Raw genomic sequence first — 26,882 nt, forward strand, 5'->3', positions numbered from 1 at the left:
AAGTGCTCCGTCAGAATCGCAGCATGACTCAGTCCTCCAGGCCGGATCAGAGCGCCTCTGTCAACCTGCCGGGACTCCCCGCCGGTGCGGCCGACCCATGCGTCCACTGCGGGTTCTGCCTGCCCACCTGTGCCAGCTACCGGGTGCTGGCCAGTGAGATGGATTCCCCCCGTGGCCGCATTCATGCGCTGCGGGCGATCGAAGCCGGAGAGCTGGAGCTCGATGCCAGTGTTGCCAGTCATTTCGAGACGTGCCTCGGCTGCTTTGCCTGCGTCAGCGCCTGTCCGTCCGGCGTCCGCTACGACCAGCTGATCGAGCACACCCGTCCGAAGCTGATCCATGCCGGCCATCGCAGCCCGTGGGAGGTGGCCTTCCGGCGACTGCTGCTGCAGGTGCTGCCGTACCCCAGCCGCCTGAGAGCCCTGCTGCAACCCCTGCGGATCTATGCGGGAACGCCGGTTCAAGCGCTTGCCCGCCGGACTGGACTCACCCGCCTGTTCGGTCCCCAGATCGAAGCCATGGAACGGCTGTTGCCTCCCCTGGCCGCCGACAGCTACAGCGACCATCTGCCGCAGCTGAATCCCGCCACTGGTGAACGGCGAGGACGGGTGGCGCTGCTGCTGGGCTGTGTGCAGCGCTGTTTTGATCCCGCCGTCAGCAGAGCCACCGTGGCGGTGCTTCAGGCCAATGGCTTCGAGGTGGTGCTACCTCCCGACCAGGGCTGCTGCGGAGCCGTCAGTCATCACCAGGGAGAACTGGAGCTGACCCGGCAGCTGGCCTCGGATCTGGTGCGCAGCTTCAACGCGATCGAAGGGGATGTCGATGCCGTGCTGGTGGCAGCCTCCGGCTGCGGCCACACGATGAAGGCCTATGAAGAGCTGCTGATGGGTGAGGCCCTCTTCCGTTCCCCCGTTCTGGATGTTCACGAATTCCTTGCGGAACGCGGTCTGAGCGAACCCTTCCGCCGACGCCTGCAACCCCTCGGGATCACGGTCGCCTTCCACGACGCCTGCCACATGATTCATGGCCAGGGGATCCAGGCTCAGCCGAGGGAGTTGCTGCACAACATTCCCGCCCTGCAACTCCGGGAAGCCACAGAAGCGGGCGTCTGCTGTGGCAGCGCCGGCATCTACAACCTGGTGCAACCCCAGGAGGCGGCGGAACTGGGGCGCATCAAGGCAGACGACCTCAGCAGCACCGGTGCGGATCTGGTGGCGAGCGCCAACATCGGCTGCACCCTGCAGCTGCGTCAGCATCTCGGCGCGCGGGCCAGCGTGCATCACCCCATGGAGCTGCTGGCGGCCTCAGCCGGCCTGCATCCGCTGCCAGGCCAGCAGCAGCGTGCCGGCATCACCGAGATTGCCCGGAAAGGTGAGGATCGGCAGCTGTTGCAACCGCCCCCCGCCTGAGGGGAGCACCAGTGACAGACCCGGCAGCAGCTGACCCTGCAGATGCAGGGATCGCAGCGCCAGCCCCTCACTGAGGAGAGTCTGCGTGGTTGTTCCCCCTTTGCTGATCAGGTAGCCGAGAGATGGCGCCATCGCCGATGCCAGTCGTGCCATCAGCCGGGCGAGTTCACGCGACAACCGCCGACCCTCCCGCTCACTGCCGCAGCGCAGTTCGCCACGACTGCTGAACAGCACCGGCGTGGCCCCTCTGACCAGCGCATGCTGAAGCTGCTCCCGCCACACCTGTTCCAGATCCGCCAACAGCAGATCAGGGGTCGGACCCTCCAGCACCCTCGCAATGCGGGGCACGGGAAGCTCGATGGGCACGCAGGATTCTTCCGAGAGCAGCAACGCCAGCTGCTGATCGGCAAGGGGCACATGGGATCCGACCATCACCAGTCCCGGCAATCGGCAGCCTCGACCATCCCGGCGACGCAAGGCCGCCAGGCCTGGGCCATCCAGGGGCTGGGGGCCTGGATCCGCCAGGGCTTTCACCAGGCTGGCGGCAGAGCGGAACAGGAAACGTTTCTCCCGGCGCAGACTGCGCACCGCTGCCGCGAAGGCGGTCAGCTGGGGAAGACGCTCAGCATCCACCACCACCGCCGCATTTCCCACCAGCTGCCGCAACCGCTCGATCAGATTGGGCAACCCGCTGCCGCAGGCGGCATCCAAGTCCCGCCCGCTGATCCGCACCACATCGGCAGCGTGGATGGAACCACGGCTTCTCTCCTCCAGCCAGCCGGGCAGATCGCTGGTGCTGTAACCGAACAGCCGGTCGCAGGCGAAGGGCGTGGTGTGAACGGGCGCACCCCGAAGCAGGTGGACTCCGTTGACCGTGGTGCGCCCACCCTCCAGAAAAGCCGGCACGTGGAAGGTGGCATCAAAGGGTCCGAAGCACTCCGCGAGAACGGCAGGCTCCAGCACCCCATGGCCGCGGAGGGTGGAGTCACCACGGCTCACCAGCAGCACATCGCTGCGTTGGAGGCCCTCGGCGCTGAGGGCAGCATCGAGATTGGCAGCGATCTCGCGGTTGCGTTCCCCTGCAGCCTCCTCGGTCAACGCCCGGGTGTCCGCCAGCAGAAACAGCAGTGGGGACGGGTGACGCAGCCCCTCCCGCAGGTCCTCCACGTCCCAGTGCAGCAGCAGAGGGCAGCTGTGAACCGTCTGCGAGCCGGTTGGGTCGTCGTCGATCACAACAACCTTCATGGCACCATCGTGCCGTGCCTCCTTCCCCTGCCACCCGCAAGGAGCTGATCGCCCTGGTGCGCCAGTGGCACGATGCGGCCTCCCCCTGGATTCCCAGCGGTCTCGGCACACGCCTGGACTGGGGACCGCCCCTGGATGCCCGTCATCCGGTGCTGAGCTGCCGCGGTCTGAACCGGGTGATCGACCACGCCGTGGACGATCTCACCATCACGGTGCAAGCCGGGTGCCCTCTGGCCGACCTGCAGGCTGTGCTGGCGGAGCGCGGCCAGTGGCTGCCTCTGGACCACCCGCGCGGAGAAGCTGAAGGCAGCATCGGCGGTCTGGTGGCCCGCGGGCTGGCAGGGGGCCTGAGGCAGCGTCATCTCGGCGTCCGCGATCAGATCATCGGCATCACGTTGCTGCGCAGCGACGGTGTGGAGGCCCGTGCCGGAGGGCGCGTGGTCAAGAACGTGGCGGGATACGACCTGATGAAACTGCTCTGCGGCAGCTGGGGCAGCCTGGCCCTGATCACCGAACTCACCCTGCGGGTGCAGCCGATCCGGCCAGCCCACGCCACTCTTCTTCTGCACGGCGACCTCAGCTCCCAGAACAGCTTCCGCGCCGAACTGCTGCGATCAACCCTCACCCCAGAACGCTGCGACTGGCAGAGCCGTGGCGATGGCCACTGGCAACTGCGGCTGCTGCTCAGCAGCGTGTCGGATCAGGCGGTGGAAGACCAGATGAAGCGCCTCGAGGCGATGGCCGGGAGCCATCGGCTGAAGGCGCAACGGCACTCCGGTGCCGATCCACTGGACAGTGGCCTGCCCTGCATGGATCCGACCTGGCTGGTGCGTGTCGCCCTTCCCTCCGCCGTCCTGCATCAGCTGCTCAGCGATGGGACCCTCCTCGCACTGAAGGGATGGCAGTGGGATCTGGCCGCCGGTGCCGGCTGCGGTGATGGCTGGTGCTCTGAACCAGCGGCCCCCTACCGGGTCGACGCCCTGCGCCGGAGGGTGATCGACCTCGGGGGCCAGCTGACGGTGCTCAAACAGCCTGAGGCGGCCGGATTGCCCGCCTGGCTCGACGCCCCGGCACGCCCGGTGATCGAAGCCGTGAAGCGCCAGTTCGATCCGCGCCAGCAACTCTGCCGCGGACGATTGCCAGGCGTCGATCAGGAGACGGCGTAACGGCAGCTGAGGGCACAGCTGGAGCCGGGCTGGATCTCAAGCTTGCGATCACCGGAGATCAGCGACTGGCGAGGGCCCGTCCAGGGCTCGACGCAGACCATGGCGCGAGGAGGCTCCGTCCAGATCACCGTCAGATCCATGGGCTCCTGATGCTGCAGCTGCAGCTGCTGGCCGTTGGTCCGATCAATCAGCGTCACCGGGCCGGCAGGACGGCAGAGGAAATCCACCCCGTCCGGCAGACGACCCAGCTGAGACGCGGTGTCTGTCTCCGCCATCTCCAGATGGTTGAGGCAGCGCTCATTCAGACCGGCCAGATCGGTCTGAGCCAGATCACTGATGTTGAAGTAGGGGTGCAGGCCGAAGCTGAAGGGCATGACGCTCTCGCTGCGGTTCTGGATCGTGGTGTGGATTTCCAGGGCCTGTGCCACCGGACGGATCTCCATCTCCACGACGAAGGAAAAGGGATAGGCCGCCAGGGTGTCCTCGGTGTCGCTGAGGGTGAGCCTCACACCGCTCTGATCCTCCAGCAGCTGAAGCTGCCAGGGAAGATTGCGCGCGAAACCGTGCTGCTTGAGGGTGTGCGCAACGCCGCTCACCTCCAGCAGATCGCCGGGCAGGTTGCCGCAGATCGGGAACAGCACCGGGATGCCGCCACGGATGCTCTTGCCGGGGTCGGCATAACGCTCCTGATCGAAATAGAGCACCTCCCGTTCGCCGCAGCGCCACTCGGTCACGATGCCGCCCCGCTCGGGAACGATCCGCAGACGATCACCGCTCTCGGGATGGATGTATTCCCAGTGGGCATAGGGGCCCGTCTGCTGCGTCAGTGTCATCGGCATCCGCCAAGGCGGCTGAGGTGGCCGGAAACTAGCTCTGGCCAGCAACCATGCCGGTGCTCTGGCTCACCTCAGGTCTCCTGAGCCAGTCGAGCAGAGCGCCGTTGACCTGATCGGGCACCTCATCGTGAGGACAATGCCCCGCCTCCAGCACCACTTCCGTCGTGAACGGCGGAGCATGACGCTGGAACGTGGCACGACGTCCGGGAGCATTGATCCAGGGATCCCGGATGCCCCAGAGCAGCAGCAGGGGAGCTGTCAGTTCAGCGAAGAGCTCATCCAGAGGCTGACCGCGAGGGATATCGAAGACGGTCCGAAACACCCCGAAGGCTCCGGGATCCAGGGAAGGCCGGCGGATCGACTCCACAAGGGCCTCATCCACATTGGTGCGGTCCACGTACACCTGCCGCAGTGTGCGGCGGATCGTGGCGGGACGCCTGAGATTTTCGAACAGAAGACGCTGCAGCACGGGGCTGCTCAGCAGGGCACTGCCGATCGACTGGCGGGCGATCGCTCCCCAGCCCTTTGGGGGCTGTTGCTCATCGCTGAAAGGGCCGGCCGCATTAAGCAGCACCACCCCGGCGCACTCCCGTTTCAGGGCCGCTCCCGCCGCAAGGGCGGCGAACCCTCCGAGGGAATTCCCGGCGATCACCGTCGGCCGACCGATGCACTCGCGCACATAGGCCACCAGCTGATCCCGCCAGAGGGCACCGCCGTAGGCCAGGCCCGCAGGCTTGGCGCTGCGGCCGAACCCGAGCAGGTCCAGAGCATGCACGTCGTGGCTGCGGGCGAGAACCGGAATGTTGTAGCGCCAGTGGTCCGTTGAAGCGCCGAAGCCATGCACCAGCAACAGCGCCGGACTCTCAGGATCAGGTGCATCGGGGCGATCCACCACCGCATGCACGGGATGGCCGAGATGGCTCCAGGTGACGCTCTCCACAGCCGGCCGATCAGAGCAGCGATGCTAGGCAGCAGTTTTCAACAGCGAATGCAGGGGCTGGAGGCATACGGCGGACCATTGACGGATGCAGTTCTCTGGCGTGGAGCCCTGTTCTGGGCCCTGGCCCTCTACGTACCGCTGAGCGGACCACTGGGTCGCTTCGAATCAAGCCTCTCGGACAGTGCGCTGTCGGACCAGTGGAAACAGATCGCGCTGGTGGTCAGCAGCCTGCTGCTGGCGATGGCCGTGGGGCTGGTGGCCCAGTTGCTGATGAGCTGGGTCCTCGGACCGGGATGGGCCTCCAGCCTGGCGCTGATCGGCATCGGCTGGAGTCTGCTGCTGGCCCTCTCCAGTCCCGGAGACGGGTCCGACTGACGCGGTGAGGAGATTCAGGGAACCGAGGGACCTGCCGTCGGATCGGCCACCAACTCTTGTGGCATCGAGTCCCCGTCCTCCGGGGGCTTGCCCTTGAGCACAATCCGGAGAAGAACGGGAGCCAGGAAGGTGGTGCCGATCACCATCAGCAGGATCGCTGCCTCGAGGCCGGGCGTGAGCAGGTTGGCCGCCGTGCCCAGGCCGAGAAAGATCAGACCCACCTCTCCGCGGGGAAGCATGCCCAGGCCGACCACGAGGTTGTTCGTCTTCTCCTTACCGAAGACTGCCCAACCGGCGGCGACCTTGCCGACAATGGCCACCAGGAACATGAACGCTGCGATCACCAGCGCCGAACGGGAGGAAGGATCGGAGGGATTGATCACGGAGAGATCCATACCGGCACCCACCAGCACGAAGAAAACCGTGGCGAAGAGACTGACGATCGGCGTGACCGCCACCTGGATCTCATGCCGGTGTTTCGATGTGCTGGCGATCAATCCAGCCGCGAAGGCACCGAGAGCAGCCTCGAGACCGATGGCCGTCGCCACGAAGCAACTTGCACCCAGGAGCAGATAAGACCCCACGAGCTTGGATCCGGGAGCCTTGAGCTGATCGATCATCCAGTCGAAGGCGGGAGCAGCCCTCTGACTCAGCAGCAGTGCCACCGCCACGAACACCACGGCAGCCACCACAAGCTGCACGATCGGTCCGATCTCGAGGGATCCTCCTGCGGCCAGAGACACCACGATCGCCAGGATCACGATCCCGAGAATGTCGTCGAGCACCGCAGCACCGATCACGATCTGCCCCTCACGGGTTCGCAGATATCCCAGTTCGCTGAACACACTCGCGGTGATCCCGATGCTCGTCGCCGTCATGGAGGCTCCAGCGAAGATCGCCTGAATCGCATCAACGTGGAAGATGCTCATCAGGCCGATGGTGCCGAGTGCAAACGGCAGCACCACACCAACAACAGCGACGGAGAAGGCCTGAGCCCCCACGGCCATCAGTTCTTCCAGCTCGCTTTCGAGACCGGCGAGGAACAGCAGGGAATACAGACCCAGATTCGAAACGGAACTGAGCGCCCCGAACGATTCGTTGTAGATCTCGGGGACCTCATCCGGTGGGATGTGGGCCAAGCCGCCCACCACATCACTGAATGCAGCACTGAGATGCACCTGGGTCTCCGGAGGCACCAGCAGATGCAGACCGGACGCGCCGATGATCACGCCAGCCATCAGCTCACCCAGAATCGTGGGGAGCTCGAAGCGGACCAGAAACTCCGAGAGGGTCCGCGCTGCGATGAAGATCAGAATGAACCGGAGCACGCCGATCAGCGTTTCGGCTACCTCCAGGTCATGGCTGCTGATCTCACTCAGCAGGGCAGGAAACAGCATTGTGCTGCGCAAGGCTCAAGCCGACCTTAGTGGCGGTGTCCGATGACGCTGGTGATTGCCAAGGTCCGGATCGTTTGGATACATCCCTGATGTCGGGTCGCTTACGGGCAGCCCAGGACGTGACGGCTACTTTCCGGACAACCGCATGGTCCCAGCGCCCGATCGGCGCCTGAGGCCGTGGGTGCCTCCCAAAAGTGTTGCCTTCCTGACACTCCATGACGACCGCGCCTCATCAGCAGCAGGCCCTCGCCGCCGTGAACGCTCCTTCGGACGACGAGCTCCAGCTGCTTGACGCCTACTGGCGTACAGCCAACTACCTGGCTGTCGGGATGATCTACCTGCAGAGCAACCCTCTGCTGCGGGAGCCCCTGCGGCCTGAGCACATCAAGCCCCGCCTGCTGGGGCACTGGGGCTCCAGCCCGGGTCAGGCCTTCATCTGGACCCATGCCAACCGCCTGATCCGGAAATACGACCTGGACATGATCTACATGTCAGGCCCCGGTCACGGCGCCCCAGGCGCCCGCGGTCCGGTCTACATCGACGGCAGCTACAGCGAGCGCTATCCGGACAAGTCCTTCGACGAGGAAGGCCTGCAGAAGTTCTTCAAGATGTTCTCCTTCCCGGGGCACATCGGCAGCCACTGCACCGCGGAGATGCCCGGCTCCATCCACGAAGGAGGTGAGCTCGGCTATGTGCTGTCGCATGCCTGCGGTTCCATCCTCGACAACCCCGAACTGATCACGATCGCCTGCGTCGGCGACGGTGAGGCTGAAACCGGCCCGCTGGCCACCAGCTGGCACATCAACAAGTTCATCAACCCGATCCGGGACGGCGCCGTCCTGCCGATCCTCCACCTCAACGGATACAAGATCGCCAACCCGTCGATCCTCAGCCGCATCGACCACGAGGAGCTGGACAACCTGCTGAAGGGGTACGGCTGGACGCCGATTTTCGTCGAGGGCGCCGACCCGATGACGATGCATCGCGACATGGCGGTGGCCTTCGAACAGGCGGTGCTCGACATCCGCGCTCAGCAGGAGCAGGCCCGCACCAGCGGTGAAGCCTTCCGGCCCCGCTGGCCGATGATCGTGCTGCGTTCCCCCAAGGGCTGGACCGGTCCCCAGGACGTCGACGGCAAGAAGATCGAGAACTTCTGGCGCTCCCATCAGGTGCCCGTGGCCGACGTTCGGACCAACGAGGCACACCTGCGGCTGCTCGAGGACTGGATGAAGAGCTACCGCCCCTGGGAGCTGTTCGACGAGAACGGTGCCGTCAAGGAGCACATCCGTGCCCTCTCCCCCAACGGGGATCGCCGGATGGGCAGCAACCCCCACACCAACGGCGGTGTTCTGCGCCGGGACCTGCTGTTCCCGGCGATCGAGAAGTACGCCATCGATGTGGACTCGCCCGGCACCATCGAGGCGGAGAACACCTACCCGCTCGGCGAGGTGATCCGTGATCTCATTCGCGAGAACCCCGGCGCCTACAAGCTGTTCGGACCTGACGAAACCCACTCCAACCGTCTTCAGGCCGTCTACGAGGTCTCCAAGAAGGTGTGGATGGCCAATTTCCTCCCCGAGGACCTGAACGGCAGTGAACTGTCCCGGGACGGTTCGGTGATCGAGATGCTCTCCGAACACACCCTGGTCGGGATGATGGAGGGCTATCTGCTCACCGGGCGCAACGGCTTCTTCCACACCTACGAAGCCTTCGCCCATGTGATCTCCTCGATGTACAACCAGCACTGCAAATGGCTGGAGCACTGCGAAGAGATCCCCTGGCGCGCACCGATCGGTCCCTGGAACTGCCTGATCTCCTCCACCGTGTGGCGGCAGGACCACAACGGATTCACCCACCAGGACCCAGGGTTCATGGACCTGGCCGGAAACAAGAAGGGATCGATCACCCGGGTCTACCTACCTGCCGACTCCAACAGCCTTCTCGCCGTCGCCGAGCAGGCCCTCACCGAGACCGATGTCTCCAACATCATCGTCTCCGACAAGCAGAAACATCTTCAGTACCTGACCCTGGATCAGGCCCGTCGTCACGTGGCCAAAGGGGTCGGCATCTGGGACTGGGCCTGCAATGACGACTGCGGCACCGAGATGGATGAACCGGATGTGGTGCTGGCCTCGGCAGGGGACATCCCCACCAAGGAGTGCCTGGCAGCCATCGAGATCCTGCGCGACCAGATCCCGCAGCTGAAGATCCGCTACGTGAACGTGGTGAAGCTGTTCTCCCTGTCCCCCTCCTCGGAACATCCCCACGGCCTCAGCGATCGCGATTTCGAGGATCTGTTCACACCGGATCGCCCGGTGATCTTCAACTTCCACGGCTACCCGTGGCTGATTCACCGGCTCACGTATCGCAGACCGAACCATGCGAACTTCCACGTTCGCGGTTACAAGGAACAAGGAAACATCAACACCCCCCTGGAACTGGCCATCAGCAACCAGATCGATCGATTCAACCTGGTGATCGATGTGATCGATCGGGTGGACAGCCTCGGCTCCCGCGCCGCTCACATCAAAGAGCGGATGAAGGACGAGATCCACAAGCACCGCAACCATGCCTACACCCACGGCATGGATGCGCCCGAGATCAACAACTGGCGCTGGAAATTCGGCCACGGTGCCTGCAACGGCTGAGCCAAACCTCGCTTTTATCTCTCCTCGCCTGAGTTCCTCTCAAACACGCCTTTTCCCATGACCTCCTCCCAACCCCTCGATCTGCGTCTGCCGACCCCTGGCTGTTACAACGATCCCGAACGCGCCGGGCTTGATGCCAAAAGCGTGTTCGACGGCATGACCGAGCACCTGTTCTTCACGCTCGGCAAGCTCGCGCCCACCGCCAGCCGCCATGACCTCTACATGGCTCTGAGCTATGCGGTGCGGGATCGCCTGATGATGCGTTATCTCGCCACCACCGAGGCGATGCGGGCCCACCCCCAGAAATCCGTGGCCTATCTCTCCGCGGAATTCCTGATCGGCCCCCAGCTGAACAACAACCTGCTCAACCTGGGAATCCAGAAGGAGGTCGAAGAGGCCCTGCGGAATTTCGGGATCGAGTCGCTGCAGCAGATCCTGGAGGTGGAGGAGGAGCCGGGGCTCGGCAACGGCGGCCTCGGCCGTCTGGCGGCCTGCTACATGGAATCCCTCGCCAGCCTGAAGATCCCCGCCACGGGATATGGCATCCGCTACGAATTCGGCATCTTCGACCAGCTGATCCGCGACGGCTGGCAGGTGGAGGTCACCGACAAGTGGCTGAAAGGCGGCTGGCCCTGGGAACTGCCCCAGCCCGATGAGGCCTGCTTCGTCGGCTTCGGTGGCCGCACCGAGAGCTACATCGACGACAAGGGCAGCTACCGCTCCCGCTGGATCCCCGCCGAACATGCCATCGGCATCCCCCACGACGTGCCCGTCCTGGGATATCGCGTCAACATCTGCGACCGTCTGCGCCTCTGGCGCGCCGACGCCACCGAAAGCTTCGACTTCTACGCCTTCAACATCGGCGATTACTACGGCGCCGTTGAGGAGAAGGTGGGCAGCGAAACCCTCTCCAAGGTGCTCTATCCCAACGACGGCACCGATGAAGGCCGGCGTCTGCGTCTGAAGCAGCAGCACTTCTTCGTCAGCTGCTCTCTCCAGGACATGCTGCGCAGCCTCGACAACCGAGGCCTGTCCGTGGAGGACTTCCCCAAGTACTGGACCGTTCAGCTCAACGACACCCACCCGGCCATCGCCGTGGCGGAGCTGATGCGCCTGCTGATCGACGACCGTCACATGGATTGGGAGAAGGCCTGGGACATCACCTCCCGTTCCGTCGCCTACACCAACCACACCCTGCTGCCGGAGGCCCTGGAGAAGTGGGACCTCAACCTGTTCAGCAGCCTGCTGCCCCGCCACCTGGAGCTGATCTACGAGATCAACCGCCGGTTCCTCCAGCAGCTGCGTCTGCGTTACCCCGGCAACGACGCCATCCAGCGCAAGCTGTCGATCATCGATGAAGACGGCAGCAAGGCGGTGCGCATGGCGCACCTGGCCACCATCGGTGCCCACCACGTGAACGGAGTGGCGGCGCTGCACTCCGATCTGGTGAAAACCGACCTGCTGCCGGAATTCGCCGAGCTCTGGCCCGAGAAATTCACCAACGTCACCAACGGCGTCACACCCCGCCGCTGGGTGGCCCTGGCCAATCCCGAGCTGTCCACCCTGCTCAACGAGCACATCGGTGAGGACTGGATCTCCAACATGGAGAACCTGCGCAAGCTGGAGGAGCGTCAGAACGACCACGGCTTCCTCGAGCACTGGGGCGAAACCAAGCTGTCGGTGAAGCGCAAGCTGGCCGGCTACATCCACAAGAACACCGGTGTGCTGGTGGATCCCTCCACCCTGTTCGACGTGCAGGTGAAGCGCATTCACGAATACAAGCGCCAACACCTCAACGCCCTGCAGGTGATCACCCAGTACCTGCGGATCAAGAACGGTCAGGCCGACGGCATGGCCCCTCGCACGGTGATCTTCGGCGGCAAGGCGGCTCCCGGCTACTACATGGCCAAGCTGATCATCCGTTTCATCAATGGCATCGCTGACACGATCAACAGCGATCCCGACATGGACGGACGCCTGCGTGTGGTGTTCCTGCCGGATTACAGCGTGAAACTGTCGGAGCGGGTGTATCCCGCCTCCGATCTGTCGGAGCAGATCTCCACCGCCGGCAAGGAAGCCTCCGGCACCGGCAACATGAAGTTCGCCATGAATGGCGCCCTCACCATCGGCACCCTCGACGGGGCCAATGTGGAGATCCGTGAGCTGGTGGGTGCCGAGAACTTCTTCCTGTTCGGCAAAACCGTCGAAGAGATCAAGGCTCTCAAGGAGCAGGGTTACCGTCCCGGCGACTTCATCGCCGCCGTCCCTGAGCTGCAGGAAGCCCTGCGCCTGATCGAGATGGGCCACTTCAGCAATGGCGATGGCGAACTGTTCCGGCCTCTGCTGGACAACCTCACCGGCAACGATCCCTTCTTCGTGATGGCGGACTTCGCCGACTATCTGCGCGCCCAGGAAGCGGTCAGCCTCGCCTGGACCGATCGGATGCACTGGAACCGCATGTCGCTGCTGAACACAGCACGAACCGGCTTCTTCTCCTCCGACCGTTCCATCGCTGAGTACTGCCAGAACATCTGGAACGTGGAGGCCCTGAACGTCGAAATCACCTGCGACGTGCGCTGATGGCCGACCTCTGCCTGGTCATCAATCTCGGCAGTTCCAGCCTCAAGGCGGCCCTGGTGGATTCCACCGGGACCGCCCCCTGGCACAGCAGCCGCAGCATTGCTGCGGATGAATCCCTCGACGAGGTGCTGGAGAGCTGGCTGGCACCGGAATTGGAACCCCATCGCCAGGAGGTGAGCCTGATCGGTCATCGGGTGGTGCACGGAGGTGAGCGCTTCACAGCTCCGACCCGGATCACACCAGAGGTGGAAGCGACCCTCGAGGAACTGATTCCCCTGGCCCCACTGCACAATCCGCCAGCCCTGAAGGGCCTGGCCTGGAGTCGGCGCTGGGCGCCGCAGCTGCCTCAGTGGGCCTGCTTTGACACCGCCTTCCACAGCAGTCTGCCGGCGGCGGCCTACAGCTATGCCATTCCCCAGGACTTCCGCTGCCGTGGCTTCCGCCGCTTCGGGTTCCACGGCATCAACCATCAGCATGTGGCGGAAACCGCCGCAGAGCAGTGGCGCAGTCAGGGCAGGGACCCATCAAGGCTGCGGCTGATCAGTGCCCACCTCGGCGCCGGCGCCTCGCTGGCTGCCGTGAAAGGGGGGCGCTGCATCGACACCACGATGGGCTACACCCCGCTTGAGGGCCTGGTGATGGCCACCCGGTCGGGCAGCATCGATCCAGGCCTGCTGCTGGAGCTGATGCGAGAGGGTTACAGCGAGGACCAGATGGCCAGAATCCTGCAGAAGGAATCCGGACTGAAGGGGCTGTCGGGCCTCAGCGGCGACATGCGTGACATCCGTGAGGCCGCTGCCCACGGCCACAACGGAGCCATCCGGGCCCTCGAGGTGTTCCGTCACCGCTTGCTGCAGTTGCTCGGCTCAATGGCAGCGAGCCTCGGCGGAGTGGACGTGCTGGCCCTCACGGGAGGGATCGGCGAACACGACCGACAACTCCATGAGGAGCTGAGCGAGTCTCTTCGGTGGTGGGGAGCGTTCACCACCGTGGTGATTCCAGCGGATGAGGAGGGCATGATCGCCCGCCTCTGCCGACGCCACAGCGAAACGCCGGCGTCAGCTGCGGTCGGGTAGGTCGGGCGTCTGGTGAAGCAGGCGGTTCAGCCGCAGCCGATCCACATTCAGGGGGTCCGGAGCCAGTTCACCCGCCAGTTCCCGGAATTTCTGCTCGATCTCTTCGGGAACGCGCACATCGAAGACCCGCTCCATCAGAGCCTCAATCGAGAACAGATGGGCATTGATGTTCTCCAGATCAGCCATCGCCTGCTGAAGCGCATCAGACGACTCCTCACCACCTCCAGCGACGGAGAGAGGCTGGGCTGACGAAGCCTCGGCCGCACGGGAACCGTGCTGCTTCTGAAGGTCTTCGAGGACGCGACCCGACAGCGTTCGGAAGGATTGGAGGGCGGCCCAGCTGAGCTCCTGCTGCTGGCGCAGCGTCGGGAACTCACGGATCAGCCGGTCATGCTCCCGGTAGAACCTCTGACAGTCCGGGCATTGGCAGGGCTCTTCCGGCACCGCAGTCCCTCTTACACATTCCACATCATGGCATCCGTCAGGCCGCAAGGGGATCAGAACTGTCGTCGGCATCCTTCTCATCGTCCTCAAGGGTTCCAGGCAGGGGAATCTCGATGGACGACACCACCTGAATCACATCCCTGAGCCGCATGGAATCGGCGAACCAGCCCATGGCCTGTTCGGTGTCGCCGCGACGTTCTGCGTCGCTGGCCTGATCCTCATGGGCTTCAGCCAGAAGGGCAAGCCAGCACAGGCACCGGGCCTGGACCACTGAGAGATCGAGATCCGCCTGCTGGGAATCGGCGATCCGCTCACTTTCCTGCTGCACCAGCAGGCGAAGACGGAGATCGTGGAGCTGGGTCATGGCACCCACCTTGTTGGCCCAACCCTAGCGGTGGTGCGCGATCAAACCACCCCACCAGATGTAGCGGTGATTACAGCGAGACGAGGCTCGTGACGGGGCTGGCGGGACTCGAACCCACGACCTACGGTTTAGGAAACCGTCGCTCTATCCGGCTGAGCTACAGCCCCAGGGACCGATGGCCCTGGACCCTCAAATTATGCCCACGGGGCATGATGGAGACTGAAAGCAGGCGAGGTGGTTGCGATCGGATCCCACCGGATCCGGTTGAGGAAAGTCCGGGCTCCCCGATGGCCAGGCTTGCTGGGTAACGCCCAGTGCGGGTGACCGTGAGGAGAGTGCCACAGAAACACACCGCCGATGGCCCCGTGGGGACCTCCCCCAGGCACAGGCAAGGGTGCAAAGGTGCGGTAAGAGCGCACCAGCAGCATCGAGAGGTGCTGGCTCGGTAAACCCCGGCTGGGAGCAAGGCCAAGGAACGACGGCTGGCCATTGGCCCCGTTCCGTCTGAACGCGCCGCTCGAGGCCGGCGGAGACGTCGGTCCCAGATAGATAACCGCCCACCCTCCTTGGAGGTGTGAACAGAACCCGGCTTATGTCCTGCTTTCACCAATTCGCACCAGATGCAAATACAGGGTTAATCAATAATTTTTATTAACAATGACATTACCCCTCTATTCCGGTTTGACCGGATCCATTCGGAGCGCTAACCAAAATTCGATACCAAAAATGCGAGAGCCCTTCGCAAAACTTATGACGCCACAAACAAACAGCTTCATTGGGCCCAGGCATCAAATATCTCAGCTGCAATCTTCAAAAGTCTAGAGAGTTCGACGAAATCAGCACCAAAGAGATTTTGAAAACTTCAACCACATAACTAAACCTATCGAGAATTCGAATGTCATTTTTGCGATATCGGCAATTGGAGGCAAATATATCGACAAGGGATAGTTTGCTCGTGATTTCTGGGTTCCTGCCTATGACAAGCTTAAGCAATCGACCCAACTCAGATATTTAGCGCTGATTTGGCCCTTCAAACATGGTTAAGGCAAGCCATGAAAATCCATTTAGCAAATCCGGAGCAATCGAAGAGCTGCTGCAATCTCTATTCTGGTAGCCATCAAACCTATCGCCAGCATTTAACCCAAAACAGAGCATCTTCGCATCCATTGTCAAGTCACAACATAAAGTTCAAAATTGGACTAATCAGTCCAAAGCCAACAATTAGAAGCATGCATACAAGAGCTAACCGTTCCGACGATTGGTCCGGGTCAAACCTTGGAGCCATCTTCATGTCAACAGTCCCTATCTACCTCGACCTAATCAATAACTAAACCAAGTAAAAGAAGTCTTCTCCGTCGCAAACATATTCCCGCACTTTTGATCGCAACAGGGAAGCGTTCAAACCAATCCTGTCGGACCACTTTCGCGCCAGGAACCATTTAAAACTACAATTGAATCTTACAACTATCTACTGGAGCAACAACTAACAATATCCATACTATCTCAAAGTCGCCATGATCACTGACCACACACCTTAAGCAAAATCTGATTGCAGGCATCAAATAGATCCTTTCAAGCTTTCCAAACACAGAGCGTGCATAAAACCCTACCAACCAGATAAACTAATAATCGACAAGTCAAGACTCTCTAAGCGTTATTTTCATCAAGCCACCACTACTGCAAAGAGTCAATAGCTTGTGCTACAGTGAAAATAACAATTAAAAACCATGTTTGAACTTACTTTCTCTCCTGAAATCATTGATTTTCTGGAAGCTCAATATTCAAGAGCTGAAGGTATTCTTGAATATGGATCGGGAGGATCCTCTGTGCTTGGACTATCCTTAAAAAAACAACTCGCCGCTGTTGAATCCGATCTAGAGTGGCTAAATCGACTCAAAGAACACTTGGTCAGCCTTGATTTATCAAGTAACTTCAGAGGAATTTATTCCGATATCGGGCCCACCAAAGAATGGGGACATCCGCTCAAGTCCGGAAAAAATTTTCAGAAGTTTCCATCTTATGCTCTTCTTCCATGGCAAACAATGAATTTTGCACCAGATACTATTTTAATTGATGGTCGTTTTCGTGTTGCTTGCTTTATTGCCAGCGCAACGATGACCAAAAGGCCAATAACCATTCTATTTGATGATTATCTGGATAGGCCGCAGTATCATGTCATTGAAGAGATTTTTGCTAAGGAATATTCTGTTGGCAGGATGGGAATCTTCAATATTCAACCAAATAGCATCAGCGCCCAAAGGCTCTGCGACTTTATCCCCTATTTTGTAAACGCCGCTTGAACACAATGCCTTACAAAATCCAAATACCAAGAACAACAAGTAAAAGATTTAAATGCACACTGGAACTCGAAATAACACAATCAAGCAGCATTAATAAATGGGCACAGATATCAAAATTAGAAACAGTTATTTTCGAAGTCTTTATCTCATCCAAAGGATTTTTTCAGGCCACGTTCGAAATATCATTATCTCAACGTGAATGTCGCGAAGGAACCGTTGATTTAGAACTTCTATTCCACGATTATCCCATTTATTACCCATCCATCCATGAAAATAAATTAAAATCATTTTCAGCACTCCCATCTTCATCAAGTCATTCTGAAACTCTCACAAAAGCGATTCTCACCCCAATTTCATATGAAGACTCAAGAAAGATTGCTGCTTTGAATGCAGCATTAAGCAGCTCTCCCCCGCACGCTTTCTCAAGTCCACAAATCTGTTCCCAACTGCAACAAGTAATACTAGATGCAATTGATACTGGTAAACCTCTATCAGTTATTCGACTTGGAGACGGGGAAGGTCGACTACTTGGGTTTCCGCACATCTTTGATATAAATGAGATAGTTAGCGAATGCTTAAACTATCAATTCGGGAAAAAATGCCTCAAAGCGCTGGCAAAAAAATATCCCTATCAACCAACAATATCTGGGGCATTTTACCTAAAAAACTTACTGGAAGAATCTATTAAAACAGCCGATATTGTTTGCGCTCCAAGCATCATTCGATTCAATGATCCAATTTGCGAAAAACTTTTCAATCCTAGAGTCGCGGCAGCATACGCAAACTTATATACAAGAGTGTTCGCTGCCAGGACTTTTGTTCCTGACACATTCATCTTTCTTCGCCTTCACAAACTTGCACTTATTGAACCAATCTTAAAGGCCTCAGAGTTCATAACAGTCATTTCACATACTTCAGCATCAAAACAACTGAAAGAAACCTACGGAATCGAAAACATAGATCACATTCAAATTCCAGGCCACTCAACATTTATGCGTACCAGCAAACCACATTACCCATTTCTGTACAAGAAGATTCAGCGAAAGATCAACGTTAAAAGCAAAAAACACCTCTTCTTAGTTTCAGCAGGATACCTCGGCAAGCACTATTGTAAAGTTGCGAAGTCTAAAGGTGGCATTGCTATTGATATTGGCAGTTTGTTTGATTCCTGGATCGGCATTGGGCGTCGTGATGCAATTGCCAGGGAGGGTTTTAGATTAAAGACATTAAGCAAAGAAGCCTGACCTTGAATAATGGCGCAGCTCCCAATAGAACCATTCTCATCAATTCATGACTTTCTTGAGTTTTCTAATCTTTTGCCTTCAAGTGACGCATTAGTTCTTGAAGCCTTAACTCATTCCTCCGTAAAAAAGCACTACAACCATGAACAACTCGAGTTTTTCGGTGATGCAGTTCTGAGGCTCGCCGCCAGTGAATTCATCCGCAACGTTTACCCAACAATGGATGTAGGCCAACAGTCGTCCCTAAGGTCACAATTGGTAAGCGATTCATGGCTCGCAAATTTTGGTGAAATCATGAATATTGACGAACTGATATTGAAAGGTTCAGATGCCATCCATGACGTGACTGCAATTAAAACTATCAGGGCTGAGATGGTTGAAGCTGTAGCAGGAGCTGTTTATATAAGGCAGCAAACAACCAAAAATATAATCTTACTATTTAAGGCCGAGTGGGAAATGACAGCGGAAAAATTTTTCCAGAACCCAAACCACTTTAATTGCAAGTCAGCGCTACAAGAGTGGAGTCAATCTCACCAATTAGGACTTCCTAATTACACTACGATTGAGCAATCAAAACGACATGGAGATGATTTACGCTTCAAAAGCATTGTGATTGTTTCGGAGCAACTTAAAGGAGAAGGCTGGGGCCGCTCTCGCAAAGAAGCTGAGCAGTCTGCAGCAAAAAATTGTCTTCAACGGTTAGATGCACAATGATCGGTCAAAACAGAACCGCAGAAGTCACAATGGACTGCATCTTCTCGGTGCCCTTGACGACCACAGGTACCGCACTGCTCATCCTTATTCTCTGATCGTCTGCTCTTTAATCCTGAATAAGTCAGAAGTCCGGTGGGGATCGCGATGATGCCGAATCCGAGCAGCATCACCACCGAAGCCAGCAGCCGCCCCAGAGATGTCTGGGGAACGTAGTCGCCGTAGCCGACGGTCGTCATGGTGACGATGGCCCAGTACACGCCATTGGCCACAGTCTTGAACTGGGTGTCTGGGTTGACGCTTTCAATCACAAAGATGAAATAGCCCAGCACCACCTGCAGCATGACGACGAAAAACAGATACACCGCAATCGTGCGGGCATTGCTGCGCAAGGCTTGCCCCATTCCCCGTGCTTCATCGACAAAACGGAGCAACTTGAAAACACGCAGAATTCGGCCGAATTTGAACACCCAGAGCAGAATTTCACTGCGCACCTGCGGCACGAAGAAGAACAGAACTGCAGTGAAATCAACCAGCCCGTAGAAGCTGAAGAAATACCGTTTCGGCCGTTCACTCACATACAGATGCAAGAAGAAGTCGGCCGAGAAAACGGCCAGGCAGATGTTCTGAATCGCATCGATCCAGGCCACATTGGTTTGCCGCAGGGCGGTGTTGCCGAAAGGATCCGGTTCCAGCATCAGAGCCAGAACACTCAACAGAATCGCCCCGAAAACAATGATGTTGTAGAGCTTTCCTGCCGGTGTGCCCGCTTCCAGAACGACCGTTCTCAGTCGGGAGCGCAAACGTCGCGGAACGGCCATATCGATCAGGCGGGCTTCAGATCCCTCAGCCGAAGCGTCACCAGCTTGTCCCAGTTACCACCCTCGAACAGCACTGCAGCTCGATCACCACTGATCCGCTGAACGAAGCCGGTGTAACCGTTGTAGATCGACGTCACATCCACAACGGTGACCGTGGAGCCAGGGAGGATCGGGGCTGCAGCGCTCGCCATGGATCGGGCACGGTTTGGTCTGACGCCATTATCAGCAGAGCGATCGACCACTGCATGGATGACAGCGAGGAGTGGCTCATGGTGGGACGGGTTGTCGGGGCCCAGGGACTGCAGGGAGACCTGAGGATCAATCCCAGCAGCGACTTCCCGGAACGCTTCACCCGCCCTGGCCCCCGCTGGCTCAAGGCAGCTGCAGGGGGCCATCGCCAGGAAGTCGCCCTGGTCCGCGGTCGCCAACTGCCGGGGAAGTCGTTGTTCGTGGTGCATTTCGAAGGAGTGGACGATCGCGCCGCCGCGGAGGCCCTGGTGGGGCGTGAGCTGCTGGTGCCTGCTGACGATCGGCCGGAGCTGGAGGAGGGGGAATTCCACCTGCTCGATCTGGTGGATCTGGACGCCCGCCTCGACCCGCAGGGGCCAGCGATCGGTCGGGTGACGGATCTGATCAGCGGAGGCAACGATCTGCTGGAAATCGAGCTCAAGGATGGACGCCGGGTGCTGGTGCCGTTCGTGGAGGCGATCGTGCCGCGCGTGGTTGCGGAGGAAGGTTGGCTGCTGCTGACGCCGCCGCCGGGGCTGCTGGAGCTTTGAACCCGTCCTGCCAGTCGACAAAGCACCTGCCATCAGGCGATCCTTGAGCCCTCGATGAGCGGATGTCTTGGCTGCCACCCCACTGATCCCCGTCATCCTCTGTGGCGGAACCGGGACCCGTCTCTGGCCGCTGTCGCGCGCCAGCTACCCGAAGCAGTACTGGGCTCTCAGCGGCGATGGTGAGTCGACCCTGCTGCAGCAGACCCAGCAACGACTGAATGGCCTCGACGGCCTCGGATCGCCGCTGCTGATCTGCAACGAAGACCACCGGTTCATCGTGGCCGAACAGATGCGCCAGATCGATGTGGAACCGAACGCGATCCTGCTGGAGCCGATGGGACGGAACACGGCCCCGGCGGTGACCGTGGCGGCCCTGCAGGCGACGGCGGATGGCGCGGATCCGTTGCTGCTGGTGCTGGCCGCGGATCACGTGATCCGCGATGCCAGCCACTTCCGTGCAGTGGTGGAAGCCGGCCGGCGACCGGCGGAGGAAGGACGACTGGTGACCTTCGGCATCGTGCCGACGGCACCGGAAACGGGTTATGGCTACATCGAAGCCGCCCAGCCCTTCTCCGGCGGCCCGCTTCAGGATGTGCCGATCGCCCGCTTCGTGGAGAAACCCGACCGGGCCACGGCGGAAACCTTTCTCAGCACGGGACGCTTCACCTGGAACAGCGGCATGTTCCTGTTCCGGGCCAGCGCGATGCTGGCGGAGCTGGAACGCCTGTCACCGGAGGTGGTGAGCTGCTGCCGGGCAGCCCTCGAGCAGGACACAGCAGATCTGGACTTTCTGCGGCTCGAGCGAGAAGCCTTCGCGAAGTGTCCGAACATCGCCATTGATGTGGCGGTGATGGAAAAAACCGAACTTGGGACGGTGCTTCCGCTCGATGCCGGCTGGAGTGATGTGGGCAGCTGGAGTGCTCTGTGGGAAACCTCGGACCGGGATGGGAATGGCAACGTGCTGCAGGGCCGGGTGATCAGCGAAGGCAGCCGCAACTGCTACCTGCGCAGCGAGCACCGACTGGTGGTGGGTCTGGGCGTCGAGAACCTGGTGGTGGTGGAGACCGATGACGCTGTGCTGATCGCCGACCGCGCCAGGGCACAGGAGATCAAGAAGGTGGTGAAACAGCTGGAGACCGATGGCAGCCCGGAAGGGAAAGCCCACCGCAAGATCTACCGCCCCTGGGGCCACTACACCTCCGTGGTGGAGAGCAGCCGCTGGCAGGTGAAGCGCATCTCGGTGAAACCGGGGGCCAGCCTGTCGCTGCAGATGCACCACCACCGCGCCGAACACTGGGTGGTGGTTCGCGGCACCGCCGTGGTGGAACGCGACGGCGAGCAGCAACTGCTCGGTGAGAACCAGAGCACCTACATCCCCCTGGGGTGCCGTCATCGCCTCTCCAACCCAGGCAAGATCCCTGTGGAGCTGATCGAGGTTCAGAGCGGCACCTATCTCGGAGAGGACGACATCGTTCGCTTCGAAGACCGCTACGGCCGCAGCGATCAGCGCATCCCGGTCCAGTCCTGAAACCAGCCGCGTTTCCAGAACCAGCTGATCTGAACCACCGACAGGCCGAACATCACCGCCAGGCAGATCGGGTAGCCGTAGCGGGCATCCAGCTCCGGCATGTTCCAGGGGGATGACTCCGGGTTGAAGTTCATGCCGTAGACCCCGGCGATGAAGGTGAGTGGCACGAAGATGCTCGAAATGATCGTGAGCACCTTCATCACCTGATTCATGCGGTTGCTGATGCTGGCCATGTAGCTGGTGGTCACACCGTCGCACTGATGCCGCAGCAGTTCGGTGGTTTCGAACAGCACATCCACGTGGGTGTTCACCTCCCGGAACCCGCGCAGAGCCTCACGATCCAGCAGGCGTTTCCCCTGACGGATCAGCACGATCAGCTGACTGCGCAACGGCCAGATGATGGTGCGGATGCGGCGCAGCGTGGCGCGGATGGCATAGGCCCTCTGCAGCACCCGCGGCGACGGTCGCCGGAGTGATGCTTCCTCAAGATCGTCCAGGTGGTCCGCCAGCGTTTCCAGAAGAGGCAGCACGTCATCGAGCACCTCATCCAGCAGAAAGAAGAAGATGTCGTCCAGATGACCGCGGGCCGGCGACTCCGGCAGCTGCTCCAGCCACTGCGTGAGTTCCGGGAAGGAGACCGGCCGGGGGACCTCCTCGACGGACAGCACAAGATTCGGCAGCAGCACCACCCCCACCTGTTCGCTGATGACCCGACCATTCGCGCCCATGTGGAGGCGATGGGTCACCACCTGAAGACACTCGCCCAGGGCATCGACTCGGGTGCGCTGCGGTGTCTCGAGCAGCACGGGATGCAGATCATCGGGAATCTGCAGAATCCTGAGCACCTCCGCCAGCAGGAGAGGATCTCCGAGCCCCTTGATGCGAACCCAGAGGGGAACGCCCTGGTCCACCAGGCCACTCAGCTGATCAGGTGTGAGGTGCTGATGGGTGGAAACGGCCTCGGGATCGAAGCGCAGCGCCGAGAGCACGGTGGGGGCGATGCCGCCATGGACGAACAGGGGCCCAGGCAGATCCCCTGGACGCTCGCTGAGGCGCCTCGGGCGAACGGCATCACTGCTGCGCCGGACCTGGCGACCGTGGAGGCTTCGATTCAGCTCCACCGACATGCCGCCAGCCATCGGATCGCATCACTCCACCGTCACACTCTTAGCCAGATTGCGGGGTTGATCCACATCCAGTCCGCGATGGGCAGCGATGTGATAACTCAGCAGCTGCATCGGAACCACCGTGAGCAGGGGGCTGATCCACTCGCTCACCTCCGGGACCGGAAGCAGCTCATCGAAGAGGTCCGTGTCCGGACCCTGCGGAGCCACGCCGATCAGCTGCGCGTCGCGGGCCTTGGCCTCCTGAGCGTTGCTGAGCACCTTCTCGAAGACGGCACCCGGAACGGCGATGGAGACCACGGGGACATGGGCATCCAGCAGGGCGATCGGACCATGCTTCATCTCCCCGGCCGGGTAGCCCTCGGCATGGATGTAGCTGATCTCCTTGAGCTTCAACGCGCCTTCGAGGGCAATCGGGTAGTTGATGCCCCGGCCCAGAAAGATCACGTCCTGGGTTTCAGCAAACCGATGGGCGAGGGCTTCGGACTGGCGATCATGGAGCTCCACAAGCTCCTGCAGCTGCTGGGGCAGCTGGCGCAGCGCGTCGGCCATGGCCTTGATCTCATCCGGCGAACGGCTGCCGCGCTGGGCCGCAAAAGCCATCGCCAGGCCATAGAAGGCGAGCAGCTGTCCGAGGAAGGTCTTGGTGGCGGCGACACCCACCTCGATGCCGGCACCGATGTCGAGGATGTGGGGCACCTGACGGGAGAGGGAACTTTCCGGCCTGTTGGTCACACCCAGCTGTCGCGGTGCGAAAGCCGGGTCACCGTGAGCCGTCCGCCGTTCCGCCTCCATGGCCAGAGCCGCCAGGGTGTCGGCGGTCTCGCCGGACTGGGTCACACCGATCGTGAGGGTGTGCGGAGCCAGCGGAGGCGGTGCATAGCGGAATTCACTGGCGTAATGGACCGCCGTGGGAATCCCGGCGTACTGCTCCAGCAGATAAGCCCCCACGAGCGCGGCATGGCGACTGGTGCCGCAGGCGAGGATCTGAATACGCTCGAGGCCGGCATAGAAGGCATCGTCGAAGGGAAGCGCCACAGGCGTCTCCGGTGCCAGGCCTTGCGGCAGATGACGGGCCACCCAGAGCTCTGCCGTCTCCGGCTGCTCATGGATCTCCTTGAGCATGTAGTGGCGGAAGTGGCGCTTGTCGGCCACATGATCCGTGCCGGACAGAACCGAAGGCATGCGCTGCTGCCGCTGCCCCTCGGCGTCGTAGAGCTCCACCCCGAGAGGGGACAGCAAGGCCACCTCGCCGTCCTGCATCGGCAGGATCGTGCGGGTGAAACCGGCCAGGGCCGGCGTGTCGCTGGCACAGAGAAACTCCCCCTCCCCCAGACCGATCAGCAAGGGCGCGGCGCGCCGGGCCACCACGAGAGCTCCGGGAGCGTCCTGCCAGATCACCGCCAGGGCATAGGCCCCCTGCAGCTGAGGCAGAACCGCCTGCACCGCCTGCAGCAGCAGGGGGCCTCCGGCCTGACCACCACCCGCCTGGAGCCGCTTCAGCTCGGCAGCCACCAGATGAGGAATGACTTCGGTGTCGGTCTCCGACTGGAAGACCACCCCGTTTGCCTGCAGCTCATCGCGCAGGCTGCGATGGTTTTCGATGATGCCGTTCTGCACCACCGCCACACCGCCATCGCAGCAACGGTGGGGATGGGCGTTGCGCTCTTCCGGCTTGCCATGGGTGGCCCAGCGGGTGTGGCCGATGCCGCACTGTCCTGGAGCCCCCTGCTCGTCGAAACGAGCCGTGAGATTGACGAGCTTTCCCTTGGCTCGCAGGCAGTGCAGCACGCCGCTGCCTGAATCCAGGGAACTGGAGTCGACCGTGGCGATGCCGGCGGAGTCATACCCCCTGTATTCGAGCTGGCGCAGGCCCTCCAGCAACAGTGGGGCCGCCTCACGGGAACCGACCAGCGCAACGATTCCGCACATACAAAAAAGCCCGGCTGTGGCCGGGCAGAGCTTATGGGGTTTTCAGAGGGAGGTTGGGACGATCAGTACGCCAGACCCATGCTGCGGGTGGTCTCATCGCCCAGGTAGACGCGGATGCTGAGGAAGTCGGTGGGGCAGGCGGTTTCACAGCGCTTGCAGCCGACGCAGTCCTCGGTGCGCGGCGAAGAGGCGATCTGACCGGCCTTGCACCCGTCCCAGGGCACCATCTCGAGCACATCGAGAGGGCAGGCACGCACGCACTGGGTGCAGCCGATGCAGGTGTCGTAGATCTTGACGGCGTGGGACATGCCCGGTGCTGATGGAAGGCTTGGCGCCAAACGTACCCGCCAAGACACCCTCCCAGAGCTGGGCCGTCACCGTTGTTAACGCCCGGCTCAGGCGCCCCAGAGGCGTGCCCGTAGGATGCAGCGTCCCGTTGCCACGGCCCATGTCCCAGGAAGCGATCCTCGAGAAAGTGCGTTCGATCGTTGCGGAGCAACTCAGCGTCGATGCCGGCGAAGTGAAGCCGGAATCCAACTTTCAGAACGACCTCGGCGCCGACTCGCTGGACACCGTGGAGCTCGTGATGGCCCTTGAAGAGGCCTTCGATATCGAAATCCCCGATGAAGCCGCCGAGGGCATCACCACCGTTGGTGACGCCGTCAAGTACATCGAAGACAAGCAGGCCTGAGGAGCGGCATGGTGGAGGGTCTCCATCGCGTCGTGGTCACCGGTCTCGGCGCGGTCACACCGATCGGCAACACGGTTGAGGAGTACTGGAGCGGCCTCACAGGAGGTCGCAACGGGGTCGCCCCCATCACGCTCTTCGACGCGTCAGCTCACGCCTGTCGCTTTGCGGCGGAGGTGAAGGCGTTCGACCCGACGGGGCTGATCGAACCGAAGGAAGCCAAGCGCTGGGATCGCTTCTGCAAATTCGGCGTGGTGGCGTCCAAGCAGGCCCTTGCTGATGCAGGCCTCGAAATCACCGACGCCAACGCTGACCGCATCGGCGTGATCATCGGCTCCGGCGTCGGCGGTCTGCTGACGATGGAGACGCAGGCCCACGTGCTGGAAGGCAAGGGACCGGGACGGGTGAGCCCGTTCACGGTGCCGATGATGATTCCCAACATGGCGACGGGCCTGGCGGCGATCGCCCTCGGCACGAAGGGACCCAGCTCAGCGGTGGCAACCGCCTGTGCTGCTGGTTCCAATGCCATCGGTGATGCCTTCCGGCTGCTGCAGCTGGGCAAGGCGGACGCCATGGTCTGCGGAGGAGCGGAGTCGGCGATCACCCCCCTCGGGGTTGCCGGGTTCGCCAGTGCCAAGGCGCTGTCCTTCCGCAACGACGACCCCGCCACCGCCAGTCGTCCCTTCGATGCCGAACGGGATGGCTTCGTGATCGGCGAGGGGGCCGGTGTTCTGGTGCTGGAGACCCTGGCCCACGCGGAAGCGCGCGGCGCCACGGTGCTGGCGGAAATCGTCGGCTACGGCATGACCTGCGACGCCCACCACATCACCTCTCCCAGCCCGGGTGGCGTGGGGGGTGCCGAAGCGATGCGTCTTGCCCTCATGGATGGCGGCATCGATCCCGCCGACGTGGATTACGTCAACGCTCACGGCACGAGCACCCCGGCGAACGACAAAAACGAAACCGCCGCGATCAAGAGCGCCCTCGGGGATCGGGCCCTGCAGATCCCTGTGAGCTCCACCAAATCGATGACCGGCCACCTGCTGGGTGGCTCCGGCGGCATCGAAGCGGTGGCCTGCGTTCTGGCCCTGCGCCGGGGGGTGGTTCCCCCCACGATCAACCACAGCAATCCAGATCCCGACTGTGATCTGGATGTCGTGCCCAACACCGCCCGGGATCAGACACTGGGCACGGTGCTGTCCAACTCCTTCGGTTTCGGCGGCCACAACGTCTGCCTGGCCATCCGACAGATGAGGTAACCGGCGACATCGACGTCAT

24 protein-coding genes, 1 tRNA gene and 1 other RNA gene are annotated in these 26,882 nt (G+C 61.1%); 14 read left to right on the forward strand and 12 right to left on the reverse strand.

The genetic code is table 11. The annotated features are described in order from the left end of the window. Positions 1-23 precede the first annotated feature (23 nt). On the forward strand, positions 24-1,409 hold the full coding sequence (locus ACJ0G7_RS06380) for a (Fe-S)-binding protein (protein WP_407395459.1): 1,386 nt from the start codon (positions 24-26) through the stop codon (positions 1,407-1,409). On the opposite strand, the gene ACJ0G7_RS06385 is transcribed toward ACJ0G7_RS06380, so the two are convergent. Beyond that, positions 1,305-2,654, reverse strand: a complete 1,350-nt coding sequence (locus ACJ0G7_RS06385) for a four-carbon acid sugar kinase family protein (protein ID WP_407395460.1) — start codon at positions 2,652-2,654, stop codon at positions 1,305-1,307. The two genes, ACJ0G7_RS06380 and ACJ0G7_RS06385, sit on opposite strands and share 105 nt — an antisense overlap. Before the next feature lie 14 nt (positions 2,655-2,668). On the opposite strand from ACJ0G7_RS06385, the gene ACJ0G7_RS06390 reads away from it, so the two are divergent. Continuing rightward, positions 2,669-3,820, forward strand: coding sequence for an FAD-binding oxidoreductase (locus tag ACJ0G7_RS06390; RefSeq protein WP_407395461.1), 1,152 nt, complete (start codon positions 2,669-2,671; stop codon positions 3,818-3,820). Here ACJ0G7_RS06390 and ACJ0G7_RS06395 read toward each other — a convergent pair. Both ACJ0G7_RS06395 and ACJ0G7_RS06400 read right to left on the reverse strand, forming a co-directional pair. Then, positions 3,805-4,659, reverse strand: a complete 855-nt coding sequence (locus ACJ0G7_RS06395; RefSeq protein ID WP_043694324.1) for a galactose mutarotase — start codon at positions 4,657-4,659, stop codon at positions 3,805-3,807. The genes ACJ0G7_RS06390 and ACJ0G7_RS06395 overlap by 16 nt on opposite strands. Before the next feature lie 28 nt (positions 4,660-4,687). Next, on the reverse strand, positions 4,688-5,596 hold the full coding sequence (locus ACJ0G7_RS06400; RefSeq protein ID WP_407395462.1) for an alpha/beta fold hydrolase: 909 nt from the start codon (positions 5,594-5,596) through the stop codon (positions 4,688-4,690). A gap of 21 nt (positions 5,597-5,617) precedes the next feature. Between ACJ0G7_RS06400 and ACJ0G7_RS06405 the strand changes: the two genes are divergently transcribed. Continuing rightward, positions 5,618-5,971 (forward strand): hypothetical protein, encoded by a 354-nt coding sequence (locus tag ACJ0G7_RS06405; RefSeq protein WP_407395463.1) that lies wholly within the window; start codon positions 5,618-5,620, stop codon positions 5,969-5,971. A gap of 14 nt (positions 5,972-5,985) precedes the next feature. On the opposite strand, the gene ACJ0G7_RS06410 is transcribed toward ACJ0G7_RS06405, so the two are convergent. Beyond that, positions 5,986-7,368, reverse strand: coding sequence for a cation:proton antiporter (locus ACJ0G7_RS06410; RefSeq protein ID WP_043694316.1), 1,383 nt, complete (start codon positions 7,366-7,368; stop codon positions 5,986-5,988). A gap of 215 nt (positions 7,369-7,583) precedes the next feature. Between ACJ0G7_RS06410 and ACJ0G7_RS06415 the strand changes: the two genes are divergently transcribed. Genes ACJ0G7_RS06415 through ACJ0G7_RS06425 form a run of 3 tightly spaced genes read left to right on the forward strand, consistent with a single transcriptional unit; the run spans position 7,584 to position 13,672 of the window. Then, on the forward strand, positions 7,584-10,016 hold the full coding sequence (locus ACJ0G7_RS06415) for a phosphoketolase (protein ID WP_407395464.1): 2,433 nt from the start codon (positions 7,584-7,586) through the stop codon (positions 10,014-10,016). 57 nt (positions 10,017-10,073) lie between these two features. Beyond that, a complete protein-coding gene (locus ACJ0G7_RS06420) occupies positions 10,074-12,596 on the forward strand; it encodes a glycogen/starch/alpha-glucan phosphorylase (RefSeq protein ID WP_407395465.1) in 2,523 nt (840 codons plus the stop codon). Continuing rightward, complete coding sequence (locus tag ACJ0G7_RS06425) at positions 12,596-13,672, forward strand: acetate/propionate family kinase (RefSeq protein ID WP_407395466.1); 1,077 nt, start codon at positions 12,596-12,598, stop codon at positions 13,670-13,672. The genes ACJ0G7_RS06420 and ACJ0G7_RS06425 overlap by 1 nt, the downstream gene beginning before the upstream one ends. Here ACJ0G7_RS06425 and ACJ0G7_RS06430 read toward each other — a convergent pair. From ACJ0G7_RS06430 to ACJ0G7_RS06440, 3 genes are all read right to left on the reverse strand, one after another. After that, positions 13,655-14,116, reverse strand: a complete 462-nt coding sequence (locus ACJ0G7_RS06430) for a hypothetical protein (RefSeq protein WP_186485507.1) — start codon at positions 14,114-14,116, stop codon at positions 13,655-13,657. The two genes, ACJ0G7_RS06425 and ACJ0G7_RS06430, sit on opposite strands and share 18 nt — an antisense overlap. 37 nt (positions 14,117-14,153) lie before the next feature. Then, the gene (locus tag ACJ0G7_RS06435; protein WP_043697216.1) at positions 14,154-14,480 is read right to left on the reverse strand and encodes a hypothetical protein; all 327 of its coding nucleotides are present in this window, start codon (positions 14,478-14,480) and stop codon (positions 14,154-14,156) included. Positions 14,481-14,573: 93 nt separating this feature from the next. Continuing rightward, positions 14,574-14,647, reverse strand: a tRNA-Arg gene (locus ACJ0G7_RS06440). A 54-nt stretch (positions 14,648-14,701) separates the two neighbouring features. Here ACJ0G7_RS06440 and rnpB point away from each other — a divergent pair. The 4 genes from rnpB (at position 14,702) to ACJ0G7_RS06460 (ending at position 18,735) form a co-directional block, all read left to right on the forward strand. Then, positions 14,702-15,089, forward strand: an RNA gene (gene rnpB / locus ACJ0G7_RS06445) — RNase P RNA component class A. Positions 15,090-16,207: 1,118 nt separating this feature from the next. Beyond that, a complete protein-coding gene (locus tag ACJ0G7_RS06450; RefSeq protein WP_407395467.1) occupies positions 16,208-16,780 on the forward strand; it encodes a hypothetical protein in 573 nt (190 codons plus the stop codon). Positions 16,781-16,785: 5 nt separating this feature from the next. After that, on the forward strand, positions 16,786-18,024 hold the full coding sequence (locus ACJ0G7_RS06455) for a hypothetical protein (protein ID WP_407395468.1): 1,239 nt from the start codon (positions 16,786-16,788) through the stop codon (positions 18,022-18,024). Between the two features lie 9 nt (positions 18,025-18,033). Further along, positions 18,034-18,735 carry a ribonuclease III domain-containing protein gene (locus tag ACJ0G7_RS06460; protein WP_407395469.1) on the forward strand — a complete coding sequence of 234 codons (702 nt, stop codon included), beginning with the start codon at positions 18,034-18,036 and terminating at the stop codon, positions 18,733-18,735. Here ACJ0G7_RS06460 and ACJ0G7_RS06465 read toward each other — a convergent pair. Both ACJ0G7_RS06465 and ACJ0G7_RS06470 read right to left on the reverse strand, forming a co-directional pair. Next, positions 18,714-19,553: an ion transporter gene (locus ACJ0G7_RS06465; protein ID WP_407395470.1), complete on the reverse strand. Its 840-nt coding sequence runs from the start codon at positions 19,551-19,553 to the stop codon at positions 18,714-18,716. The genes ACJ0G7_RS06460 and ACJ0G7_RS06465 overlap by 22 nt on opposite strands. 5 nt (positions 19,554-19,558) lie before the next feature. Then, complete coding sequence (locus ACJ0G7_RS06470) at positions 19,559-19,744, reverse strand: NAD(P)H dehydrogenase subunit NdhS (protein ID WP_186484626.1); 186 nt, start codon at positions 19,742-19,744, stop codon at positions 19,559-19,561. Positions 19,745-19,798: 54 nt separating this feature from the next. Here ACJ0G7_RS06470 and rimM point away from each other — a divergent pair, with 54 nt between their 5' ends. Together rimM and ACJ0G7_RS06480 are read left to right on the forward strand one after the other, a co-directional pair. Next, entirely contained in the window at positions 19,799-20,332 is a 534-nt protein-coding gene (gene rimM, locus ACJ0G7_RS06475; RefSeq protein ID WP_407395471.1) for a ribosome maturation factor RimM, read from the forward strand. Positions 20,333-20,399: 67 nt separating this feature from the next. Continuing rightward, positions 20,400-21,860: a mannose-1-phosphate guanylyltransferase/mannose-6-phosphate isomerase gene (locus tag ACJ0G7_RS06480; RefSeq protein WP_407395472.1), complete on the forward strand. Its 1,461-nt coding sequence runs from the start codon at positions 20,400-20,402 to the stop codon at positions 21,858-21,860. Here ACJ0G7_RS06480 and ACJ0G7_RS06485 read toward each other — a convergent pair. The 3 genes from ACJ0G7_RS06485 to psaC all read right to left on the reverse strand — a co-directional run bounded on the left by ACJ0G7_RS06485 (position 21,836) and on the right by psaC (position 25,224). Continuing rightward, positions 21,836-22,987, reverse strand: coding sequence for a magnesium and cobalt transport protein CorA (locus ACJ0G7_RS06485; RefSeq protein WP_407395473.1), 1,152 nt, complete (start codon positions 22,985-22,987; stop codon positions 21,836-21,838). The two genes, ACJ0G7_RS06480 and ACJ0G7_RS06485, sit on opposite strands and share 25 nt — an antisense overlap. A gap of 21 nt (positions 22,988-23,008) precedes the next feature. Further along, positions 23,009-24,916: a glutamine--fructose-6-phosphate transaminase (isomerizing) gene (glmS, locus tag ACJ0G7_RS06490; protein WP_407395474.1), complete on the reverse strand. Its 1,908-nt coding sequence runs from the start codon at positions 24,914-24,916 to the stop codon at positions 23,009-23,011. Positions 24,917-24,978: 62 nt separating this feature from the next. Next, positions 24,979-25,224: a photosystem I iron-sulfur center protein PsaC gene (psaC, locus tag ACJ0G7_RS06495; RefSeq protein ID WP_006850103.1), complete on the reverse strand. Its 246-nt coding sequence runs from the start codon at positions 25,222-25,224 to the stop codon at positions 24,979-24,981. Between the two features lie 140 nt (positions 25,225-25,364). Here psaC and acpP point away from each other — a divergent pair, with 140 nt between their 5' ends. Both acpP and fabF read left to right on the forward strand, forming a co-directional pair. Then, the gene (gene acpP / locus ACJ0G7_RS06500; RefSeq protein ID WP_007099572.1) at positions 25,365-25,607 is read left to right on the forward strand and encodes an acyl carrier protein; all 243 of its coding nucleotides are present in this window, start codon (positions 25,365-25,367) and stop codon (positions 25,605-25,607) included. A gap of 8 nt (positions 25,608-25,615) precedes the next feature. After that, entirely contained in the window at positions 25,616-26,863 is a 1,248-nt protein-coding gene (gene fabF / locus ACJ0G7_RS06505; protein WP_407395475.1) for a beta-ketoacyl-ACP synthase II, read from the forward strand. The last annotated feature ends 19 nt before the right edge of the window (positions 26,864-26,882 follow it).

Source organism: Parasynechococcus sp., from assembly GCF_045559935.1.
Classification (GTDB): Bacteria; Cyanobacteriota; Cyanobacteriia; order PCC-6307; family Cyanobiaceae; genus Parasynechococcus.

What these genes read in the sequence shown, in the direction of transcription:
- ACJ0G7_RS06380 (WP_407395459.1), top strand. Translation starts at nt 24, where the DNA reads ATGACTCAGTCCTCCAGGCCGGATCAGAGCGCCTCTGTCAACCTGCCG.
- ACJ0G7_RS06385 (WP_407395460.1), bottom strand. Translation starts at nt 2,654, where the DNA reads ATGAAGGTTGTTGTGATCGACGACGACCCAACCGGCTCGCAGACGGTT.
- ACJ0G7_RS06395 (WP_043694324.1), bottom strand. Translation starts at nt 4,659, where the DNA reads ATGCCGATGACACTGACGCAGCAGACGGGCCCCTATGCCCACTGGGAA.
- ACJ0G7_RS06405 (WP_407395463.1), top strand. Translation starts at nt 5,618, where the DNA reads ATGCTAGGCAGCAGTTTTCAACAGCGAATGCAGGGGCTGGAGGCATAC.
- ACJ0G7_RS06410 (WP_043694316.1), bottom strand. Translation starts at nt 7,368, where the DNA reads ATGCTGTTTCCTGCCCTGCTGAGTGAGATCAGCAGCCATGACCTGGAG.
- ACJ0G7_RS06415 (WP_407395464.1), top strand. Translation starts at nt 7,584, where the DNA reads ATGACGACCGCGCCTCATCAGCAGCAGGCCCTCGCCGCCGTGAACGCT.
- ACJ0G7_RS06420 (WP_407395465.1), top strand. Translation starts at nt 10,074, where the DNA reads ATGACCTCCTCCCAACCCCTCGATCTGCGTCTGCCGACCCCTGGCTGT.
- ACJ0G7_RS06425 (WP_407395466.1), top strand. Translation starts at nt 12,596, where the DNA reads ATGGCCGACCTCTGCCTGGTCATCAATCTCGGCAGTTCCAGCCTCAAG.
- ACJ0G7_RS06435 (WP_043697216.1), bottom strand. Translation starts at nt 14,480, where the DNA reads ATGACCCAGCTCCACGATCTCCGTCTTCGCCTGCTGGTGCAGCAGGAA.
- ACJ0G7_RS06450 (WP_407395467.1), top strand. Translation starts at nt 16,208, where the DNA reads ATGTTTGAACTTACTTTCTCTCCTGAAATCATTGATTTTCTGGAAGCT.
- ACJ0G7_RS06455 (WP_407395468.1), top strand. Translation starts at nt 16,786, where the DNA reads ATGCCTTACAAAATCCAAATACCAAGAACAACAAGTAAAAGATTTAAA.
- ACJ0G7_RS06460 (WP_407395469.1), top strand. Translation starts at nt 18,034, where the DNA reads ATGGCGCAGCTCCCAATAGAACCATTCTCATCAATTCATGACTTTCTT.
- ACJ0G7_RS06465 (WP_407395470.1), bottom strand. Translation starts at nt 19,553, where the DNA reads ATGGCCGTTCCGCGACGTTTGCGCTCCCGACTGAGAACGGTCGTTCTG.
- ACJ0G7_RS06470 (WP_186484626.1), bottom strand. Translation starts at nt 19,744, where the DNA reads ATGGCGAGCGCTGCAGCCCCGATCCTCCCTGGCTCCACGGTCACCGTT.
- rimM (WP_407395471.1), top strand. Translation starts at nt 19,799, where the DNA reads ATGGATGACAGCGAGGAGTGGCTCATGGTGGGACGGGTTGTCGGGGCC.
- ACJ0G7_RS06485 (WP_407395473.1), bottom strand. Translation starts at nt 22,987, where the DNA reads ATGTCGGTGGAGCTGAATCGAAGCCTCCACGGTCGCCAGGTCCGGCGC.
- glmS (WP_407395474.1), bottom strand. Translation starts at nt 24,916, where the DNA reads ATGTGCGGAATCGTTGCGCTGGTCGGTTCCCGTGAGGCGGCCCCACTG.
- psaC (WP_006850103.1), bottom strand. Translation starts at nt 25,224, where the DNA reads ATGTCCCACGCCGTCAAGATCTACGACACCTGCATCGGCTGCACCCAG.
- acpP (WP_007099572.1), top strand. Translation starts at nt 25,365, where the DNA reads ATGTCCCAGGAAGCGATCCTCGAGAAAGTGCGTTCGATCGTTGCGGAG.
- fabF (WP_407395475.1), top strand. Translation starts at nt 25,616, where the DNA reads ATGGTGGAGGGTCTCCATCGCGTCGTGGTCACCGGTCTCGGCGCGGTC.